At 60.8% G+C, this 20,734-nt stretch carries 18 protein-coding genes and 1 pseudogene; 10 read left to right on the top strand and 9 right to left on the bottom strand.

The window, feature by feature from the left end; translation table 11 throughout:
• Positions 1-17 precede the first annotated feature (17 nt).
• The 7 genes and pseudogenes from prmA to gcbA form a co-directional block, all read right to left on the bottom strand.
• Positions 18-896, bottom strand: coding sequence for a 50S ribosomal protein L11 methyltransferase (gene prmA / locus LOY36_RS03050; protein ID WP_019650618.1), 879 nt, complete (start codon positions 894-896; stop codon positions 18-20).
• A gap of 325 nt (positions 897-1,221) precedes the next feature.
• Positions 1,222-2,580 carry an acetyl-CoA carboxylase biotin carboxylase subunit gene (accC, locus tag LOY36_RS03055; RefSeq protein ID WP_007937211.1) on the bottom strand — a complete coding sequence of 453 codons (1,359 nt, stop codon included), beginning with the start codon at positions 2,578-2,580 and terminating at the stop codon, positions 1,222-1,224.
• A 17-nt stretch (positions 2,581-2,597) separates the two neighbouring features.
• Positions 2,598-3,062 carry an acetyl-CoA carboxylase biotin carboxyl carrier protein gene (gene accB, locus LOY36_RS03060; protein ID WP_018928421.1) on the bottom strand — a complete coding sequence of 155 codons (465 nt, stop codon included), beginning with the start codon at positions 3,060-3,062 and terminating at the stop codon, positions 2,598-2,600.
• 48 nt (positions 3,063-3,110) lie between these two features.
• Complete coding sequence (gene aroQ, locus LOY36_RS03065) at positions 3,111-3,563, bottom strand: type II 3-dehydroquinate dehydratase (RefSeq protein WP_007937215.1); 453 nt, start codon at positions 3,561-3,563, stop codon at positions 3,111-3,113.
• A 132-nt stretch (positions 3,564-3,695) separates the two neighbouring features.
• The gene (locus tag LOY36_RS03070; protein WP_258672245.1) at positions 3,696-5,438 is read right to left on the bottom strand and encodes a protein-disulfide reductase DsbD; all 1,743 of its coding nucleotides are present in this window, start codon (positions 5,436-5,438) and stop codon (positions 3,696-3,698) included.
• A 182-nt stretch (positions 5,439-5,620) separates the two neighbouring features.
• Positions 5,621-6,127: pseudogene (locus LOY36_RS29050) on the bottom strand (methyl-accepting chemotaxis protein); the annotation flags it as partial.
• A gap of 1,491 nt (positions 6,128-7,618) precedes the next feature.
• On the bottom strand, positions 7,619-9,289 hold the full coding sequence (gcbA, locus tag LOY36_RS03080) for a diguanylate cyclase GcbA (protein WP_258672247.1): 1,671 nt from the start codon (positions 9,287-9,289) through the stop codon (positions 7,619-7,621).
• A gap of 290 nt (positions 9,290-9,579) precedes the next feature.
• Here gcbA and LOY36_RS03085 point away from each other — a divergent pair, with 290 nt between their 5' ends.
• The 6 genes from LOY36_RS03085 (at position 9,580) to LOY36_RS03110 (ending at position 16,361) form a co-directional block, all read left to right on the top strand.
• On the top strand, positions 9,580-10,647 hold the full coding sequence (locus LOY36_RS03085; RefSeq protein WP_019582276.1) for a DUF2333 family protein: 1,068 nt from the start codon (positions 9,580-9,582) through the stop codon (positions 10,645-10,647).
• A 3-nt stretch (positions 10,648-10,650) separates the two neighbouring features.
• Entirely contained in the window at positions 10,651-11,208 is a 558-nt protein-coding gene (locus tag LOY36_RS03090) for an NUDIX hydrolase (RefSeq protein ID WP_019582277.1), read from the top strand.
• Between the two features lie 297 nt (positions 11,209-11,505).
• Positions 11,506-11,877, top strand: a complete 372-nt coding sequence (locus tag LOY36_RS03095) for a translation initiation factor Sui1 (protein WP_007914613.1) — start codon at positions 11,506-11,508, stop codon at positions 11,875-11,877.
• Positions 11,878-12,097: 220 nt separating this feature from the next.
• Positions 12,098-14,011: an arginine decarboxylase gene (gene speA, locus LOY36_RS03100; protein ID WP_007937227.1), complete on the top strand. Its 1,914-nt coding sequence runs from the start codon at positions 12,098-12,100 to the stop codon at positions 14,009-14,011.
• A gap of 233 nt (positions 14,012-14,244) precedes the next feature.
• Positions 14,245-15,567 carry a contractile injection system protein, VgrG/Pvc8 family gene (locus LOY36_RS03105; RefSeq protein WP_258672250.1) on the top strand — a complete coding sequence of 441 codons (1,323 nt, stop codon included), beginning with the start codon at positions 14,245-14,247 and terminating at the stop codon, positions 15,565-15,567.
• Positions 15,564-16,361, top strand: coding sequence for a DUF4123 domain-containing protein (locus tag LOY36_RS03110; RefSeq protein WP_258672252.1), 798 nt, complete (start codon positions 15,564-15,566; stop codon positions 16,359-16,361). The genes LOY36_RS03105 and LOY36_RS03110 overlap by 4 nt, the downstream gene beginning before the upstream one ends.
• 23 nt (positions 16,362-16,384) lie before the next feature.
• Here LOY36_RS03110 and LOY36_RS03115 read toward each other — a convergent pair whose 3' ends face one another.
• Positions 16,385-17,725, bottom strand: a complete 1,341-nt coding sequence (locus tag LOY36_RS03115; RefSeq protein WP_258672254.1) for an MATE family efflux transporter — start codon at positions 17,723-17,725, stop codon at positions 16,385-16,387.
• Positions 17,726-17,810: 85 nt separating this feature from the next.
• Positions 17,811-18,104: a hypothetical protein gene (locus LOY36_RS03120; protein WP_018928411.1), complete on the bottom strand. Its 294-nt coding sequence runs from the start codon at positions 18,102-18,104 to the stop codon at positions 17,811-17,813.
• Positions 18,105-18,295: 191 nt separating this feature from the next.
• Between LOY36_RS03120 and LOY36_RS03125 the strand changes: the two genes are divergently transcribed.
• Genes LOY36_RS03125 through LOY36_RS03140 form a run of 4 tightly spaced genes read left to right on the top strand, consistent with a single transcriptional unit; the run spans position 18,296 to position 20,600 of the window.
• Positions 18,296-18,598 carry a MazG-like family protein gene (locus tag LOY36_RS03125; RefSeq protein WP_007937232.1) on the top strand — a complete coding sequence of 101 codons (303 nt, stop codon included), beginning with the start codon at positions 18,296-18,298 and terminating at the stop codon, positions 18,596-18,598.
• Positions 18,598-19,347: a methyltransferase domain-containing protein gene (locus LOY36_RS03130; RefSeq protein ID WP_018928410.1), complete on the top strand. Its 750-nt coding sequence runs from the start codon at positions 18,598-18,600 to the stop codon at positions 19,345-19,347. The genes LOY36_RS03125 and LOY36_RS03130 overlap by 1 nt, the downstream gene beginning before the upstream one ends.
• A gap of 12 nt (positions 19,348-19,359) precedes the next feature.
• Positions 19,360-19,989 carry a DUF4136 domain-containing protein gene (locus LOY36_RS03135; RefSeq protein WP_258672256.1) on the top strand — a complete coding sequence of 210 codons (630 nt, stop codon included), beginning with the start codon at positions 19,360-19,362 and terminating at the stop codon, positions 19,987-19,989.
• Between the two features lie 53 nt (positions 19,990-20,042).
• Complete coding sequence (locus tag LOY36_RS03140) at positions 20,043-20,600, top strand: DUF4136 domain-containing protein (protein ID WP_258672258.1); 558 nt, start codon at positions 20,043-20,045, stop codon at positions 20,598-20,600.
• Positions 20,601-20,734: the final 134 nt, after the last annotated feature.

Here is a 20,734-nt window from a genome sequence, read left to right on the forward strand (position 1 = left end):
TTATGCAGGCGCTCATTCTAGCGCCGACGGCCAGTGATGCGTACCCAGCCGTCGCGATTGGCGATCGGATCCAGATCGAAATCCCGGGCATAAGCGGCAGCGACCTCTTCGCCCTGTTCGGCGAGGATGCCCGACAGCGCCAGGCGACCGCCGGGCTTGACCAGGCTGGACAGTTGCGGCGCCAGGGACACCAGCGGGCCGGCAAGAATGTTGGCCACCAGCACGTCGGCTTGAACCTGCGGCAAATCTTCCGGCAGATAGAGCGGCAACAGCTCGTCGGCAATGTTGTTGCGTCCGGCGTTGTCGCGGGAGGCCTCCAGGGCCTGCACATCGATATCGGTGCCGACGGCTTGTTTGGCGCCCAGCAACAGGGCGGCAATCGCCAGAATTCCCGAGCCGCAGCCGAAATCCAGCACGTTGCAGTCTTTCAGGTCCTGGCCATCGAGCCATTCCAGGCACAGCGCGGTGGTCGGGTGAGTGCCGGTGCCGAACGCCAGGCCCGGATCCAGCAGCAGGTTTACCGCGTCAGGCTCGGGTGCGGCGTGCCAGCTCGGGACAATCCACAGGCGCTGGCCGAAGCGCATCGGCTGGAAGCCATCCATCCAGCTGCGTTCCCAGTCCTGGTCTTCGATCACTTCGCTGTGATGCTCGGGCAGCGGGCTGCCGGTCAGCAACTCGAGGTGGGCCAGTACGCTGGCGGCGTCGGTGCCGCCTTCGAACAGGGCCAGCAGGTGTGTGTGCGACCACAGCGGGGTGGTGTTGAGTTCCGGCTCGAAGATCGGCTGATCTTCGGCGTCCATGAAGGTCACCGACACGGCGCCCACTTCAAGGAAAGCGTCTTCGTAGGTTTCGGCTTGTTCTGGGCTGATGGCGAGACGGACTTGCAGCCAAGGCATGGCGGGCACCTTTGAAAAATATAGATTGCAGCCTAGCGGGCTGCGAGAAGCGCGCAAGTTTACGCGAGCGCGCGGCAGAAGACGACCGGGTTGCCATCCAATAGCGGAGACGTCGGTCTCTGTGGCGAGGGAGCTTGCTCCCGCTGGAGCGCGAAGCGGTCCCAAAATGGCAGATACGGCTCTGTCTGACACCGCTCGGATGAATGGTCTTGCGGCTGCTGCGCAACCGAGCGGGAGCAAGCTCCCTCGCCACAAGGTTTCTGGGCGGCATCTTCAGAAACAACAAAGCCGCCCGAAGGCGGCCTTGTCATGTTCCGGCTGAAGCTTAGTGCTTGTCGCCAGCCAGCTTGTGCTCGAGGTAGTGAATGTTCACCCCCCCTTTGCAGAAGCCTTCGTCACGGGTCAGATCACGGTGCAGCGGGATGTTGGTCTTGATCCCGTCGACAACGATCTCGTCCAGCGCATTGCGCATGCGCGCCATGGCTTCGTCACGGGTTGCGCCGTAGGTGATCAGCTTGCCGATCAACGAGTCGTAGTTCGGCGGAACGGCGTAGCCACTGTACAGGTGCGAATCGACGCGAACGCCGTTGCCGCCTGGTGCGTGGAAATGCTTGACCGTGCCTGGGCTCGGCATGAACGTTTTCGGGTCTTCGGCGTTGATCCGGCATTCCAGCGCGTGACCGCGGATGACCACGTCATCCTGGGTGAACGACAGCTTGTTGCCGGCGGCGATGCTGAGCATCTCCTTGACGATGTCGATGCCGGTGACCATTTCCGATACCGGGTGCTCTACCTGGACACGAGTGTTCATCTCGATGAAGTAGAAGCGGCCGTTTTCGTACAGGAACTCGAAAGTGCCGGCGCCACGGTATCCGATGTCGATGCAAGCCTTGACGCAGCGGGCGAGGACTTCTTCGCGCGCGTTCTCGTCGATGCCCGGTGCCGGCGCTTCTTCGAGAACCTTCTGGTGACGACGTTGCAGCGAGCAGTCGCGGTCGCCCAGATGGATGGCGTGGCCCTGACCGTCGGAAAGTACCTGAACTTCCACGTGGCGTGGGTTGGTCAGGAATTTTTCCAGATAGACCATCGGGTTGCCGAACGCTGCGCCCGCTTCGGAGCGGGTCAGTTTCGCCGAGGAGATCAGGTCTTCTTCTTTGTGCACCACGCGCATGCCACGACCACCACCGCCACCAGCGGCTTTGATGATCACCGGGTAACCGACTTCGCGACCAATGCGCAGAGCGGTTTCTTCGTCTTCAGGCAGTGGGCCGTCGGAGCCCGGGACGGTTGGAACGCCAGCGGCGATCATGGCGTGCTTGGCCGATACCTTGTCGCCCATCAGGCGGATGGTATCGGCTTTCGGGCCAATGAACGCGAAACCGGAGTTCTCGACCTGTTCGGCAAAGTCGGCGTTTTCCGCAAGGAAACCGTAGCCTGGGTGAATGGCGGTTGCGCCGGTCACTTCAGCGGCGGCGATGATGGCCGGAATGTGCAGGTAGGAGTGAGCGGCGGAGGCCGGACCGATGCAGACGGATTCGTCTGCCAGGCCCAGGTGCATCAGCTCTTTGTCGGCCTTGGAGTAAACGGCGACGGTCTTGATGCCCATTTCCTTGCAGGCACGCAGAATCCGCAGGGCGATCTCACCGCGGTTGGCGATCAGAACTTTTTCCAACTTCGCAGTCATCAAAGGCTCTCCGCGATTCAAACGATGGTGAACAGCGGTTGGTCGTACTCAACCGGCTGGCCGTCTTCGACGAGGATGGATTCGATCACACCGCTGGCTTCAGCTTCGATGTGGTTCATCATCTTCATGGCTTCGACGATGCACAGGGTGTCGCCTTTCTTCACGGTCTGGCCAACTTCAACGAAGGACGGCGAGGACGGCGAAGATTTGCGATAGAACGTGCCGACCATCGGCGAACGGGCAACATTGCCGTTCAGCGTTGGAGCCGCTGGAGCCGCAGGAGCAGCGGCAGCAACCGGAGCGGCGGCAGCAACTGGTGCCGGTGCCGGTGCATGCATCGGAGCCGGTGCGTAGTACTGCTGAGCCGGCGTCTTGCTGTGACGGCTGATGCGTACGGACTCTTCGCCTTCCTTGATCTCAAGCTCGTCGATGCCGGACTCTTCCAGCAATTCGATCAGTTTCTTAACTTTACGGATATCCATGAATCATCAACTCCCAAGGGTCGGTCAGGGGCGTTTAACGCTTGTTGTTCAAGCCGTTGCCTGTCTTTCAAGCTGCTCTAGTGCGGCCTCCAGGGCCAGTCGATAACCGCTGGCGCCAAGGCCGCAGATCACTCCCACCGCTACATCGGAGAAGTAAGAGTGATGGCGGAAAGGTTCGCGTTTATGCACGTTAGACAAATGCACTTCGATGAATGGGATGCTCACCGCCAGCAGCGCGTCACGTAACGCGACACTTGTATGCGTAAAAGCTGCTGGATTGATCAGAATGAAGTCCACACCTTCGCCGCGAGCAGCGTGGATGCGGTCAATCAATTCGTACTCGGCGTTGCTTTGCAGGTAAAGCAAATGGTGGCCGGCATTGCGCGCCCGCTGTTCCAGGTCCTGGTTGATTTGTGCCAGGGTGGTTGCACCGTAGACGCCCGGTTCCCGGGTACCGAGCAGGTTCAGGTTAGGGCCGTGCAAAACCAATAGGGTCGCCATCTGCTGCTCCTTTGTAATCTGTGTGCAATTGTCAGAACCCGGCGACTATGCCGCAAAGCCTTTGTGACTGTCCAGTTCTATGCAATAGGCAGCACGATGGCCGATGTTTGCGCGAAATATGTGACCGGGTGATTAAATCCGGTCATTTGCTTTCGCAACACGTTCGGCGAAGTCCATGGCGTTTATCTCGCCGATCACTCGCACATCGATGCGTTCGACGCCGTCCCTGCCGAAAAACATCAGCGCCGGAGGGCCGAACAGCTTGTAGCGGTCGAGCAGGGCGCGCTGTTCGGTGTTACTGGCGGTGATGTCGAAGCGGATCAGTCGATAGCCTTTGAGACGTTCGACGACGTTGGCATCGTTGAGCACTTCGTGTTCGATGACTTTGCAACTGATGCACCAGTCGGCGTACCAGTCGAGCAGCAGCGGCGCGCTAGAGGATTTGGCTTCGGCAAGGACACGATCCAGTTCGGCTGGAGTGGTGATGGTTTGCCAGGTGCTGGCGATTTGCGGTTGCTGCTCGTTGCTGGCGACGATGCGCGGCTGGCCAATGGGGTTGAACGGATCGGACTGACCGCTGAACGCGCCGTACCAACAGGCCAGTGCATAAAACAGCAGGAACATCCCCAACAATTGCCCCAAGCGTTTTCTCGGCGGTTTATAGACGAATTCCAGCGCGCCCATGAACAAACCGACGCCACCGGCGAGCAGGCCGATCAACAGCAAGGTGATCTGGCCCGGCAATACCCGGCTGAGCAAACCGATCGCCAGCCCCAGCAGCAGCACACCAATCGCGTTTTTCACGTAGATCAACCACGGCCCGCTTTTCGGCAACCAGGCCGCGCCGCCAGTCGCTACCAGCAACAGCGGCGCGCCCATGCCCAGGCCGAGCATGAACAGTTTCAAGCCGCCACCCAGCGCATCGCCGCTGGCGCTGATGTACAGCAGCGCACCGGCCAAGGGGGCCGAGACGCAGGGCGAAACCAGCAGGCTCGACACCACGCCCAGCACCGCCGCGCCCCACAGCGAGCCACCCTCGGTACGCCCGGCGATCCGGTCCAGGCGGCTGCTGATGGCGTAGGGCAGTTTCAGTTCGAACACCCCGAACATGGCCAAGGCAAACACCGCGAAAAACAGCGCGAACGGCACCAGCACCCAGGCCGATTGCAAGCGCGCCTGAAGATTAAGCTGTGCGCCGAACATGCCCATCAAGGCGCCCAGCAGGGCGAAGCAGATGGCCATCGGCAGCACATAAGCCAGCGACAGGTTGAAGCCACGTAAACCGCCGATCTGTCCGCGCAGGACCACCCCGGAGAGGATCGGCAGCATCGGCAGCACGCAGGGGGTGAAGGTCAGCCCGAGGCCTGCGAGGAAGAACAGCGCCAGTTCGCGCCAGCCCCAGGCTGTGGTCGTGGCACCGCTGCCATCAATACTCAGGCGTTCGGTTTCGGGCGGGTAGCACAGGCCTTTGTCGGCGCAGCCTTGATAGGTCACGGCCAGCGTAAAGGCGCGGGAATCGGTGCGTGGCAGTTCTACGTCGAGAATGCCGTGGTAAACCTCGACATCGCCGAAGTATTCATCGTGCTTTTGTTCGCCCTTGGGCAGTTGAGCCGCGCCGAGGCCAACGTCGGCCGGATCTGCGCGAAACTGGAAGCGATGGCGGTAGAGGTAGTAACCCTCGGTGGCGACGAAACGCAGCTTGATCGATTGTGGCGTACTTTCTACCAGGCTCAACTGAAAGGCTTCGCGCACCGGCAGAAAGTCGGCGCTGTTGTTGATCGAACCCAGGGTGGAACTGGGGCGACTGTCCAGCAACCCGGCGGCGGAGGCCGGGAGGGCGAGCACTAAAAACAGCAGGCAGAGCAAACGGCGCATGACAATCTCGCGTATCGGAGGTGCGGGCATGATAGCTGAGTGTGCAATGTATGCGACTACGCCGATCTCCCGTAGGCGCTGCCAAAGGCTGCGATATTTTGACTTTGATCTTCAACGCTCGATCTGCCGCCAGGATCAACATCAAATGATCGCAGCCTTCGGCAGCTCCTGCAGGGGGGCAACTAGACGCGGAAGGCTTGAACGGCGGTATGCAACCGTCCGCCCAGCACCAGCAAATTCTCCCCTTGCTCACGCCCCTCGCCGATACGCAGCAAGTTATCCCCACCCAATTGATGAATCCGCTCACTGTGATCGCGGATTTCGCTGACGGCGCCGCTCTGCTGGGCAGTGACATCGGCGATGCGCACGGCGGTGTCGGAAATGGTCTGGATCGCTCCGACGATTTTATCCAATGCACCGTCGGCGGCCTGGGCCTGGTTGGCCGTGGCTTCGGCGTGTTCGACTTGGGCGCGCATGCCTTCGACCGATTGCCGCGCGGCGGTTTGCAGGCCGGCGATCAGCGTCTGAATCTCGGCGGTGGCACCGGCGGTGCGTTGCGCCAGTGAGCGAACCTCTTCGGCCACCACCGCAAACCCCCGGCCCATCTCCCCGGCGCGGGCCGCCTCGATGGCGGCATTCAGCGCCAGCAGGTTGGTCTGGTCGGCAATCGAGCGAATCACCGTCAGCACGCCGCCGATGGTCGCCGACTCTTCGGCCAGATGTTCGATCATCTGCGCGTTGCCTTGCACTTCACCCACCAGCGCATGCAGCCCGGTGAGGCTCAGGCCGATGACTTTCTGACCGTGCTCCACCGCCAGCCCTGCATGACGACTGGCGTTCGCGGCCTGGCTGGCGTCACCGGCGACTTGTTGAATCGTCGCCTCGAGTTCGCCGAGGGAGTCGCGGATCAACGCGGTGTCGCCGGCCTGATGCTCGGCGCCGCTGTGCAGGTCATTGCTCAATTCGGCCAGCGTCCGGCTGCTGCCGGCGACCTGCTCGGCGTTGAGGCGAATGGTTCCCACCAGGTCGACCAGATAGGCGCGCAAGCGATTGAGCGAGGCTTGAATGTCATGCAACTCGCGGTTGGTCGCACCCAGTTGAATGTCGCGACTGAAGTCGCCCTCGGCCCAGATCGAAAGCGCCGGGGCTAGATTGGTCAGGGTTCGGGCCAGGCGTCGCTGCAAGGTATCGATGAGCAATGCGATCAGCAGGATCAGCCCGATCATCACGCCCTGCATCAGCCGCACTTCGCCCTGGATTTGCCCGTGCTGGGCGCGCACTACTGGTTCCAGCCCGGCGGTGGCCTGTTGCACGGCGGTGATTTTCAAGTGAGTCGCGGCGCTGAGGTCGGCGCGTTTCTGGATCTGTTCGCGCGTGCGCGCCAGTTCAGCCGGGTAGCGGGTGAGCAGGCTGTTGAGTTCACGCTTGAGGCTGACGCCGGCATCTTCGGCGACGGTTTTTTCGCCGTTCTCCAGGCCCATCATGGCGGCGAAATCATCGGTGTTCGATTCACTGCTGGCGGTCACCCCCAGTAGCGGCAAGGTGTTCAATTGTTCAGCCTGAATGCGGATGTTGGCGACTTCGCGCTCGACATCGGCGGCCAGTTCGCTGCGCCCGCTGCTGACCAGTTTGTCCCGGGCCAGAGACAACTTGCCCAGATGCTGGGAAGCGGAGAGCAAAGGCGTCAGGTACGCCGCGTTGCCATTGGCGTATTGACTGAGCTGATCGAGGCTGGCGCCGAGCTCGCGTTCAGCTTGCAGCAGCAGGGCTTGTGGATCACCGGCGAGTTTGCCGGCAGCCAGCAAGTCAGTCTTGCTGAACTCTTCCAGGTTCGACAGGCTGGGGCGCAAGGTGTCGGCCAGGCTCGGAGGTAATTCGCCGAGCTCTTTTTGCAGGCTGTCGATGGCCTGGCTGGCGCTGCTCAGGCGCAGGGCATCGCCGCTGGCCAGGTAATCCTCGACGTTGCGCGCCACTTCATTTTGAAACTGCTGAGACAGGCCCAAGTAACGCTCCATCAACAGATAGGGGCGTTCCAGGGCTTTTTGCGACCACCAGAGGGTAGCGCCGAGGGCCACGCAAACGGCGACCAGAAGGAGAGTATTGAGATTGGTCAACAGCTTCAGGCGCATTGCGGACTACCAATGGCAGAATGGTAAGTACCTGAAGTTATTGCGTTTCTGTTACAGCGTTATGACCGAGTCGGTCGATTCCGATGAAAAAGTGGCACTTTGCTTTGACTCCCGCGCGGCTTGCACGCGGTTGCGTCCGGCGTCCTTGGCGCGGTACAGCGCCTCGTCTGCCTGTGTGGCCATCATCAGGCTGTCGGAGCCTTCGTGCAGTTCGACGACGCCGGCACTGAAGGTGCACCAGAGGTCCAGGGGTTGCGCGGGGTAGTGAATTTCGGCAAAGCGCTGACGGATTTCATCGAGCACCTTGTAGGCCGATTCAATATCGGTGTCTGGCATGACAATGGCGAACTCTTCACCGCCGTAACGGCCGATGAAGTCGGTCTTGCGCAACCGTTGCTTGAGGAACAGCGCCAGGCTCTTGATCACCCGGTCGCCCATGGGATGGCCGTGGCTGTCGTTGACCCGTTTGAAGTGGTCGATGTCGAGCATCGCAAAGCTCAGCGGCTTGTTTTCGCGACGGGCACGGAATGAACAGTCTTCGAGCAGCTGCAGAATATGGGTGTGGTTGTACAAACCGGTCAGGCTGTCGCGCACCATCCGCGCTTTCAGATTGCGCGCCCGCGCCGCGCGGTTGCGCACGGTGGTGATCAGGTGTCGCGGCTTGATCGGTTTGGTCAGGAAGTCGTCGCCGCCCTCACTCATGGCGTCGAGCTGCTTGTCCAGATCGTCTTCGGCCGACAGATAAATGATCGGCACGCTGACATAGCGGTCGTTATGGCGGATTACCTTGGCCAGTTCCGTACCGGTGCAGGCCGGCATGTACATGTCGAGGATGATCAGGTCAGGCTGGAAATCCGCCAGTTCGGCCATGGCCTGGATCGGTTCGATCAAGGTCCGTGTGACGATCCCGGCGCTGTTGAGCAGGCGTTCGGTGTGCAAGGCCTGTGCGCGGGAGTCGTCGATGATCAGCACTTTATAAGGTTCGTACTGGGCGACGCAGGTCAGCACTTCGATCTTTTCCAGCAGGCTCGAGGCTTCGAGGGTACCGGTGAGAAACTCCTGGCCGCCGGCGCGCACGGCAGCGAGGCGAGTCGGGGTGTCGGTTTCGTGCAAGCTGAAAAACAGCAACGGCAAGGGCTGCTCCAGGCCTTGCTGGGCTTCGGCCGCCAGTTTCAGGCCGATGCCGGCACCGCTGAAGTCGACGTCCATGACAATCGCCGCCGGTAACCGCTCGACCATCGAGGCGCGGAACGCGGCGACACTGCCCAGGGATTGGGCGCTGAGCCCGAAGAACTCAAGTTGCTTGGCCAGCCGTTCGGCCCGGTCGTGATCCTGCAGCATCACGTAGATCGGCTTGCGCAGCGGTGGCAGAAAGGTGTGTTCGAGCTGATCGCCATGGCGCAGGCCGGTGCGGGACAAGCGCTGCATCAGGCGGTTGAGGTCAGTGATCAATCCGCTGCTCAGGCGTCCGCGATTGGCGTCGACGGCCTCCAGCGACTGGCCGATATGACGGGCCAGCAGGGTGTGTTCCGGTTGTTCGAAACGTTCGGCAAAGCGCAGCAGGCGCAGATTGGCCTCGCTCAGCTCCGACAAGTCGGCGATGGACCATTCGTTGCGTTGCAGGCGTTGCCATATCTCAAGAATCTGACGTGCCTGATGAATTACCCGCTGGGCAAAGTGGTGCTTGAGGCGCTCACGGCTGGGGTCTTCTGGCTCGGTCATATCCTGACTACTAGTTAGGGTGCATGCTGAGATCGACTGGTGGCTCTATGCTAGCACCTCTTTTCAATTGCATGAGTGTCCTGCGTCAATAATCTGCAAAGCGACATCATTCAGTTCCCGACCGACTGGTCGCATAGGCTCAACGCTGTGCTTCATTTATAGTGACGGCTTCGATTGCAGTCATTGTATGGCTCGCTGTGTCCCGCAGGATTTAATGCGCGGCAAATAAGGCACGATGGCGTAGGGTTGTAGTCGAACCGATGAACTCAAGTGATTGAAAGGATATCGCCATGCTGGACTGGAAGAACCGCACGGGCAGCGCGCCTGAGCGTGCCGCTGAACCGAAATCGGCCACCCGCAGTTATTTTGGTGGCCTGTTGTTCAGTCGGGCGCTGGCCACTCTGATTTGCCTTTACCTGTTGGTGGCTATCGCGCTGGGCTGGTACTGGAGCCAGGAGCCCGCGCTGTTCCCGGTTCAGCAAAATGCCCAGGTGGCAGCCGAGAAAGAAGGCAAGCAGATGGTGGTCGGGTACACCACGGTGGAAACCCTCAAGACTGTCGCCGGTACCTTGCTGACCAAACCGGGTGGCTATATTTCCAACGACCGTTTCCCGCCGGGCCTGTGGATGGACAACATGCCGAGCTGGGAATATGGCGTGCTGGTCCAGGTCCGCGACCTGAGCCGTGCGCTGCGTAAAGACTTCGCCCGTTCCCAGTCGCAGTCCGCCGAAGACGCCGACCTGGCCAAGGCCGAGCCGCGCTTCAACTTCGACAACAAGAGCTGGGTGCTGCCATCCAGTGAGTCCGAGTATCAGGAAGGCATCAACTCCCTGAGCCGCTATCAGGCACGCCTGTCGGGTCCTGACCAGAAGAGCGCGCTGTTCTACGCCCGCGCCGACAACCTGAACAACTGGCTGGGTGATGTAGGGACTCGTCTGGGCTCGCTGTCGCAACGGCTGTCGGCCAGCGTTGGCCGGGTCAAGCTCAACACTGCGCTGAAAACCGAAGTCCCGGCGCTCGGTCAGGTGCCGCAGGTTGACGAAGAAGTCGTTGAAACCCCGTGGATGCAGATCGATAACGTGTTCTACGAAGCCCGTGGTCAGGCCTGGGCATTGTCCCATCTGCTGCGCGCCATCGAAGTCGACTTCGCCGATGTGCTGGCGAAGAAAAACGCTACGGTCAGCGTGCGCCAGATCATCCGTGAGCTGGAGGCTTCGCAAGAGCCGGTCTGGAGTCCGATGATCCTCAACGGCAGCGGCTTCGGTGTGCTGGCCAACCACTCGCTGGTCATGGCCAATTACATCTCCCGGGCCAACGCCGCGGTGATCGACTTGCGTCAACTGCTCAATCAGGGCTGAGTCATGGTAGATAGCGCTAAAGAGGCCGCCCACCGCGCGGCCTCCGATGCCGAACAGATCGCCTGGGTCGACGAGCAGGACAACCTGCTCGGCGCTCTGGTGCGCTCCGACTTGCGCGAGCGCGGGCTGATCGGGCGCGGCACCTACATCATGCTGTTCAATTCTGCCGGTGAGCTGTGCGTTCACCGGCGCACCCTGAGCAAAGCGATTTATCCCGGTTATTGGGACGTGGCGGCCGGCGGCATGGTGCTGGCCACCGAGACCTACGCCGAATCGGCGGCCCGTGAGCTGGAAGAAGAGCTGGGGGTGAGCGGTGTGGAACTGACCGCCCACGATCACTTTTTTTTCGAGGACACCGGCAACCGGCTCTGGTGTTCGGCGTTTTCGGCGGTGTGGGACGGCCCATTGATCCTGCAACCGGAAGAGGTGCTGGAAGCGCGCTTTATCCCGATCGATCAGGTCCTGCTGGAAATCCAGCAAAAGCCGTACTGCCCGGACTCTTTGGCAGCTCTGAAGCGCTATCTTCGCGCACAAGGGGATGACGTCGCAAAAGAGCTGTAAATTGGCGCCGATTGGCTCTTAGCAAGTCGGCTTTTTGCCGTTACACTGCGCGACCTTTTCAAACTGAACCGGCATTGCTTTTTGTAGGAGCTGTCGAGTGCAACGAGGCTGCGATCTTTTGATCTGGCTTTTGAAGCAAAATCAAAGGATCGCAGCCTCGTTTCATTCGTCAGCTCCTACGCGCATACACAGTGTTGTAACCGTTTCAGTAGCGCTGCCCCTGCCTGAGTGGGGCTTCGCGGTCGATAACCTTGCCCAAGGTTGCGATCAGTCTTTGTCCTCCCAAGAGGATTGCCGGTGGCCAAAAAAGCCGCATCCTTCGCCGCCCTTGGTGGCCTGGTATTTTCCACCGACGCAGGTCGTCATTGCCCGGAATGCAGTAAACCGGTGGATGCCTGCATCTGCAAACAAACCGTTATCCCGGCCGGCGACGGCATCGCTCGCGTGCGTCGCGAAAGCAAGGGCCGTGGCGGCAAGACGGTGACGACCATCACCGGCGTGCCGTTGGCCGAAGACGCGCTCAAGGAACTGGCCACTACGTTGAAGAAACGTTGTGGGACCGGTGGGGCGTTGAAAGACGGGATCATCGAAATCCAGGGCGATCATGTCGAGCTACTCTTGGCTGAGCTGATCAAGCACGGTTTCAAAGCGAAGAAGTCCGGCGGCTAGCAGCCTCTGTGAAAACCACCTGCGGCTTGATCCAGTCCTGATTGCATTCTGGTCTGGCGTCGTCTCCATGGTTTTCACAGAGCCTGTTCATGACCGGTTTCTAAACTCACTGCGGTCAGCGAGGTCTACCCCCTCGTTGACGAAACGTCATTTTCATTCTTTAGACTGCGCCGGCCTGAACTCAAGGCGACGCTCTATGACTTCTTTATAGGGGACTTCGATGTCCGTAAGACGCACACGCAAAGACGATGGCAGCCAATGGACAGTTGCGGACAGCCGCAGTGTTTACGGGATTCGCCATTGGGGGGCCGGGTATTTCGCGATCAATGACGCCGGTCGCGTCGAAGTTCGTCCGAACGGCCCGACCAGTTCGCCTATCGACCTGTTCGAGCAAGTCGACCAACTGCGCAAAAGCGGTTTGTCCTTGCCGTTGCTGGTGCGTTTCCCAGACATTCTGCAAGACCGCGTGCGTCAGCTGACCGGTGCGTTCGACGCCAACATCGAGCGCCTGGAATACCAGAGCAAGTACACCGCGCTGTACCCGATCAAGGTCAACCAGCAGGAAGCGGTGATCGAGAACATCATCGCCACCCAGAACGTATCGATCGGTCTGGAAGCCGGCTCCAAGCCTGAGCTGCTGGCGGTACTGGCGCTGGCGCCGAAGGGTGGCACCATCGTCTGCAACGGTTACAAGGACCGTGAGTTCATCCGTCTGGCGCTGATGGGCCAGAAGCTGGGCCACAACGTGTTCATCGTGATCGAGAAAGAATCCGAAGTCGGTCTGGTGATCGAAGAAGCGGCGTCGCTCAAGGTCAAGCCTCAGGTCGGCCTGCGTGTGCGTCTGTCGTCCCTGGCGTCGAGCAAGTGGGCAGACACCGGTGGCGAAAAATCCAAGTTCGGCCTGTCGGCGGCGCAGCTGCTGTCGGTGGTCGAGCGTTTCCGTGCCGCTGGCCTGGACCAGGGCATTCGCCTGCTGCACTTCCACATGGGTTCGCAGATCGCCAACCTGGCGGACTACCAGCATGGCTTCAAGGAAGCGATTCGTTACTACGGCGAACTGCGCAACCTTGGCCTGCCGGTCGATCACATCGACGTCGGCGGCGGTCTGGGCGTGGACTACGACGGTACTCACTCGCGTAACGCCAGTTCGATCAACTACGACATGGACGATTACGCCGGTGTCGTGGTCGGGATGCTCAAGGAATTCTGCGACGCGCAGAGCCTGCCGCACCCGAACATCTTCTCTGAAAGTGGCCGCTCTCTGACCGCCCATCACGCGATGCTGGTGGTGCAGGTGACCGACGTCGAGAAACACAACGACGACGTGCCGAAGATCGACAACAAGGAAGAACTGCCGGAAACCGTGCAGTGGCTGGTTGACCTGCTCGGCCCGACCGACATCGAAATGGTCACCGAGACCTACTGGCGCGCCACGCACTACATGAGCGATGTGGCCACCCAATACGCCGATGGCAAGCTGACCCTGGCGCAAAAAGCCCTGGCCGAGCAGTGCTACTTTGCCGTTTGCCGCCGCCTGCACAACTCGTTGAAGGCCCGTCAGCGTTCCCACCGTCAGGTGCTCGACGAACTCAACGACAAACTGGCCGACAAGTACATCTGCAATTTCTCGGTATTCCAGAGCCTGCCGGACACCTGGGCCATCGGCCAGGTCCTGCCGATCCTGCCGCTGCACCGTCTCGACGAAGAGCCGCTGCGCCGTGCGGTGCTGCAAGACCTGACCTGCGACTCCGACGGCAAGATCAAGCAGTACGTCGACGAGCAGAGCATCGAGACCAGCCTGCCGGTGCACGGTCTGAATGACGGTGAAGACTATCTGCTGGGGATCTTCCTGGTGGGTGCCTACCAGGAAATTCTTGGCGACATGCACAACCTGTTCGGTGACACCGACTCGGTGAACATCTATCAGAATGCTGACGGCAGCGTTTACCACGCCGGTATCGAAACCCACGACACCATCGAAGACATGCTGCGTTACGTGCACTTGTCGCCGGAAGAGCTGATGACCCACTACCGCGACAAGTGCGCCAGTGCCCGCATCAGCGCCAGCGAGCGCACCCAGTTCCTCGATGCCTTGCGTCTGGGCCTGACCCGTTCGTCTTACCTGTCTTCTTGAGGTAAGGCTCCGCGCCCATCAGGTTGTCTGAAATTTCTCCGTAGGTTGCGGAAATTTCAGATGACCTGGTGCGGGGCTTCTCTTTTTTCACGCGAAATGACCCACATACCTAGCAATCCAAGCGATGTGGTCTTCTTTTCACGTAGGTCATTTCCTAAGTTGTACTTCGGCACTCTACTCGGCCATGTCTCTCAGCGAGAATCCCCGGCCGCCCCTCCTGTAGAGAATCGCCGATGTTCGATCCAGTCAACGAACCGTCATTTCGTCTGGATATAGCGGGTCTTGCCGACCCCTTTGAGGTCTTGGCCTTTACCGGTAGTGAAGCGATCAGCGAGCCTTTTGCGTTCGACGTGGATCTGCTGAACGATGACCCGACGCTGGACCTTGCAAGCCTGCTGTACCGCTCGGCCTTTTTGCACTTCGGGCCGCAGGGGGAGGGCATTCACGGGCAGTTGCTTGGCCTCGTTCAATCTGGTCATGGCGATGAGCCCAGGCTTTGTCGTGTACGTCTGGGCCCCAGGCTTGCTTGCCTGGCCCAGCGCTTCAATCAGCGAATTTTCAGCGATCGCTCGGTGCCGGACATTCTCGCCCAGGTTCTCAAGGAGCACGGCATTGCCGGCAAGGATCGTCGTTTCGACCTGAGCGGCGATTATCCGCCCCGTGATTTCTGCACGCAGTATCGGGAATCGGACCTGCAGTTTCTCCAGCGTCTATGCGCCCAGGAGCGGCTTCATTACTACTTCGAGCACCGTGCGCGTGGGCATTGTCTGGTCTTGGGCGACGGTCCGGGGCAGTTTCGCCGTGGTGAAGAGAGGGGCTTCGAGGATGTGAGCGAACGACCGGGAGTGCATCAGTTCAAGCTTCATGGCTGCGGGCAGATTGCCGAGGGGCAGACGAACCTGCCAACGCTGCGCAGCGGTCAACTGATGCCGTTGTCAGGTCATCCGTATGCGGACTGGAATCGTCTCTGGCTAGTGACCCATGTCGAGCATCAGGGAGGACAACAGCCAGATTTTTTGTATCGCAACCAGCTGCGCGTCGTTGCGCAGGAGGTGCCTTTCATCGCGGCTCATCCCGTTGTGAAACCCAGGATGCACAGCCTGCAAAGGGGATGGGTAGTCGACGTCGGTGAATCTCGCCCCGATCCCAGCAGATCGGTCGCCGTGCAGTTTGACTGGCTATATCAGGGCGAAGGCGCAGCCCCCAGCCACTGTTGGTTGCCGTTGTCTGGCGAGCTGGAAAGCGCGGGTGTCATGCCCTTGAGTGAGGGCACGCAAGTGCTGGTGAGCTTTATCGAAGGTGATCCTGATCAACCCTTGATCAGCGGATTTCTTCCCGGAGCACCGTCCAGCGCAGAGCCGGGCATGGCCGAGCTGCTATCCGCCTCGACCACTGAAACCAGCCGCGCGGTTGATGGTTTATTGGGCTTGCTGCAATCCAGCGAACCCTTGGTACTCCTGTGTTTGCTGCCAGGTGGGGGCAGTTTCAGTCATTGCGCGCAATCCTTATGCACTTGCCGGGCAGCGACGCAGCTTGGCCAGAGCGGTGCGGCATGATTGCCGTTCAGGCGCCCGACTCGACCCCGCAATGGCTGTTGCTCGATGTGCCGGGCGTGCCTCGGGCCGGTGCGATGTTGCGGCAACAGTTTGCTCATGTCCGATGGTTCTGGCTGTTCGAAGGCACCGAGTTTCATCCGTTGCGTGAGCACGGGCCAGTGTTGGTCGACCTTCGCGAATGCCCGGCACTCGCCGAGCTGTACTCAAGTGAGCCGCACACATGGGGCGGGTTGCTGCTGGTCAGTGAAGCCTCTTCATCACAACTGCTGGAGCATTTGCGCCACATGCTCACCGTCACCTTCAGCCTGCATCACCGGGCCTTGTTGTGTTACTACAACCCTCAAACGGCGAGTTACTTTTTCGATGCCTGCGATGCGCAGGAGCTGAGTCGCTGGCTCGGTCCGATCGATCAGCTACGCTGGTTCGGCGGCACTTGGGCCGATCGGGCCATTGGCTGTCTGGGCTGGCAACAGTTGTTCAATCCACGGCTTGCCGTCAGGCCGCTGGCCATCGAAGAAAACCTCAGCTCGCGTCAGCGAGACAGCTTGCAGACCTGCCTGCTGGAGCAGCATGCCTGGCGCTGGAGCCGATCCACCGGCACCGACTACAACAGCTTGTGGGCTCACCTGCAGGAAGGGCTGGCGCTGGGTTTCAGTGAGCGCCCGGTGCTCGATGGCTGGTTATGGCTGCGCTTGCAGCACCCTGACGCCGTGCCGGGGCAACCGTTATCGGGAACCACCCAGCAGGAGCGTCTCGATAGCCTGCGCAACCTGTGGCAGAACGATCAACCCTGAACGGGTTGAAGGTATGTCGCTCGTCATCCTTTTAACCAGCCGTCGTTCTTGCGCAAGTACCAGGCGAATGTGCCAAGGGTCAGGCTGCGCAGCACCATGAACAACAGGAAGGTTATCCACAGTCCATGGTTGCCCAAGCCTTGCAGCATCCAGGCGAAGGGCAGCAGCAGGATCACGGTCAACAGCATGCCGTTGCGCATTTCCCGGGCACGGGTGGCGCCGATGAACAGGCCGTCGAGCAGGTAACTCCAGACCGCAATCAGCGGCAGCGCGGCGAGGTACGGCAGATAGATGAAGGCGGTGTCGCGCACGCTCTGAATGTTGGTCTGCATCTGGATGAACAGGTGCCCGGCGAACAGAAACAGCAGGGCAAACCCCAGGCTTGCCAGCAGCGACCAACCGCACGCCACCACCAGTGAGCGGCGCAGGGCATCGCGGTCGCGAGCGCCGATGGCGTGTCCGCACAGGGCTTCCACGGCGTGGGCCAGACCGTCCAGTGCGTGGGCGGTCAGTAGCAGGCCGTTGAGCAGCAGCGCATTGGCGGCGACCGTGGCATCTCCCAGTCGTGCACCCTGCACGGTGATCAGGAAGAACACCGACTGCAACGCCAGGCTGCGGATGAAAATGTCGCGGTTGACCGCCAACAATGGGCGCCAGCTCTGCCACAACGCCAGCGCGGCCCAGGCAATATGGCCGGGATAAGCGCGCAGGGCTTTGCGGGTCATGAACAGGCCGATCAACGCGCCGGTCCACTCGGCGATCACCGAGGCCCGTGCCGCGCCGACCACTCCCCACTCCAGGCCAAGCACAAACCACAGGTTGAGTGCGATGTTGACCAAGTTGGTGCTCAGCAGAATCGCCAGCGGAGCCCGGGCATTCTGGGTGCCGAGAAACCAGCCGACCAGCGCATAACTGGCCAGCGCCGCCGGCAGCCCGAACAGCCGTGTGTGGAAAAACTCGCGGGTCAGTTGATCCAGCTCCGCCGACGGTTGCATGAAGTGCAACGCGACCCCGCTCAACGGCACGCCCAACGCTCCCAACAGAATGGCCAGGCCCATGGCCAACAACAGACCTTGCAGCAAAATCTGCCGCAACGCAGCGCCATCCCCACGCCCGGCCGCCTGGGCGGCAAATCCGGTGGAGCCCATGCGCAGAAAGCCCATGGCCCAGGCAAGAAAGGTATACAGACTGGCGCCCACCGCGACGGCGCCGAGCTGATGAGCATAGGGCAGGTGACCGATGACGGTACTGTCGACCAGCGCCACCAGCGGTACGGAAATGTTCGAGAGAATCATCGGGGCGGCGAGCGCCCAGACGCGGCGATGGGTCGGACGGTCGCGCCAGTCGGCAATCAGGTTGGACATGCAGGCTCCTTGGGGGCGCCTGCATTGTAGCGACGAACTCGGAATTCGCATCGATCCATTGTGGGAGCGAGCCTGTGGGGCAGCCTTAGTGAATGATCCAGCTCAGCAACCACAACCCCAGCAGCAACCAGATAATCCCCATGATGATCGACGCGTTCATGAAGGCGCGGATCGCCGACCACAGCAGCATCAGCCCGAGGATCAAGGTGATGATGCTGATGATCGAGGTTTCCATGCCCAATGCCTGGGCCAGCCCTTCGACAAAATTGCTGCCGGCGTTGCTCAACAGGTTGAACAGGCCACTGAGGGTGTCGATGATAAAACGGATGACCGAACCGATTGCCTGGCCGAGCCATTCGAAAAAGCTGTCTACCTGCATGTGTACGTCCTGATGGAGTGGTGGCGTGGTTGCCGGATCCGAGCCTTGGGCTATTGATCGTGCTCCGGGGTTCCCGTGGAAGCTGCCGAAGGCTGCGATTTTTTTGAGTATGGCGCAAGTACGCAGACACAACGCTGCCACTTGCCTTCACCCGTCATCCCCCTGAAGCTATACGCCTTCAGGAGAGCCCGATGAACCTTGTTGAACTGACCGAACGCCTGCACGCCATTCGTGACCGCAATGACTGGCGGCAATTTCACAGCCCGAAAAACCTGGCCATGGCCGCGAGCGTGGAAATGTCCGAGCTGGTGGAAATCTTCCAGTGGCTGACCGAAGACCAGTCGCGCCAGTTGCCGGCGGACAAACTGGCCCATGCCGGGCAGGAAATCGGCGACATCGTGCTGTATTTACTGCTGCTGTGCAGCGAGTTGGGGCTGGACATGAATGAAGTGGTACGTAACAAGCTCGCGGACAGCGAACGGCGGTTCAGCTGATGAGCGACCGTCATTTCGATCAGTTGGCGACCCGCTTCGCTGAAAAAATCTACGGTGGCGCAAAAGGGGCGATCCGCCTCGCGGTGCTGCAGGCCGACCTGGCCGAAACCCTGCCGGACCGCCCGTTGCGCGTACTGGACATCGGCGCCGGCCTGGGCCACATGTCGTTGTGGCTGGCCCAGCGCGGTCATCAGGTGACCCTGGCCGAACCCGCCGAGCCGATGCTTGAAGGCGCTCGCCAGCGTTTCGCCGAAGCCGGGCAGACGGCGACGTTCATTCAAGCGCCGTGGCAGGAGTTGCTCGGTCAACTCACCGAACCCTATGACCTGGTGCTGTGCCACGCCGTGCTGGAATGGCTGGCCGAACCCCATGCGATTTTGCCGGTGCTGCATCAGTTGACGAAGCCGGACGGCTGGTTGTCCCTGGCGTTCTATAACCGCGACGCGCTGATCTACCGCAACCTGCTCAAGGGCCATTTCCGCAAGATGCGCAAGAACGACATGGCTGGCGAGAAGCAGAGCCTGACGCCGCAACAGCCGCTTGATCCACGGGATCTGGCAGCGCAACTTGAGGGTCTGTGGCGGGTCGAAACCCAGAGTGGAGTGCGGGTTTTTCATGACTACATGCCGGTGGAATTCCAGGCCCGCGCCGAACTGCTCGACTTGCTGGAAATGGAACTGGCTCACCGCCGTCACCCAAGCTTCGCCGGGCTTGGGCGCTACTTGCACTGGATCTGTCGGCCGATCTGACCGGAGTGCGCAATGAATAGTCGTTCAGGTTTACTGGTGATCTGTCTGGGGTTGGCGGCCTGTCAGGGCAGCAACCCTTACATCGCGACGTCCAATCCCTTGCCACCGGCACCGCCCCAGGCCGCCGGCACTTTCGACCGCAGCGCCTACCCGGCGGCGCCACGGGATTACGGTCGCTACCGCAGCTGGGCCTGGCTCAACGGGAGCCTGCCTGCGGGCACGGCCTGGGCCGATTCGGAGCAGGTGGCCGAAGTCGTCAGCAATGCCCTTGACCAGCGCGGCTTGCGCCCACTGCACGACAACCGCCCGGCGGACCTGTTGGTCAGCGCCGACCTGCATCTGGAAACCCGCTTGCGCCAGGTGCAGGACGGCTCTGGTTACGGTGGCGGCTATGGCGGCGGGTATTACGGCGGTGGTTACAACCGCTATGGCACGGGTTACGGCATGTACAACAGCGTGCCGGTCGTCCGTACTTATCAGGTACAGGTTGTGGTGGTGCGGGTCGATCTGTTCGACGCAAGCACCGGTCAACCGGTGTGGAGTGCCAGTGCCGAAACCAGCAGTCAGGGCAACCAGAGCGAGCGTGCCGATGCCCTGCGCGAAGCTGTCGAAAAGGCCATGTCGGCGTATCCTCCTAGTTAGCTTCCTGTTCAGGAAGCGCCCCGCAGGTGCATGTCTTCAATCGGAGAAAAATCATGTTCCGCCGTCTCGTTTTACTGGCTATCGCCGCGCTGCTCACTGCCTGCGCCGCCAACGAGGTCAATCATGACTTCGATGCCAGCCGCGACTTTGCCGCCTATCGCAGTTGGAGCTGGAAAGAGCCCGCCGTGCAATACCGTCCCGACGACCCAAGGATCAAGAGTGACCTGACCGAGCGACGCATCCGCCAGGCCGTTGCCGATCAACTGGATCAGCGTGGCTTGCGTCCGGCCGCCGCCGGCGCCAAGGCAGACCTTAAGGTGCAGACCTACCTGATCGTTGAAGATCGCCAGCAACAAGTGACCACCTCCTATGGTGGCGGTTATGGTGGCCCATGGAACGGTTATTGGGGCGGGCCGATGTACAACGAAACCCGCAACGTCAGCTACAAGGTGGCGACCATCCAGATCGACCTGCTCGATGGCAAGGACGGCAAACTGGTGTGGCGTGGCAGCGACGAGCAAACCCTCAGCCGCACACCCAAGCCAGAGGACCGCAGCAGTACGATACGCCAGACGGTCGGGCGCATATTGGCTAACTATCCACCGCGCTGAAAACACCACAGCCCCCAAGGAGCGAGCCTGTGGCGAGGGGGCTTGCCCCCGTTGGGGCGCGAAGCTCCCCTAAAACCAGCAACCACAATCTTGAACTTAGAAAGTGGTGACTGGTTTTACGACTGCTTCGCAGC

Origin of the sequence: Pseudomonas sp. B21-019 (assembly GCF_024749225.1) — a bacterium.
In the GTDB taxonomy this organism is placed as follows: domain Bacteria; phylum Pseudomonadota; class Gammaproteobacteria; order Pseudomonadales; family Pseudomonadaceae; genus Aquipseudomonas.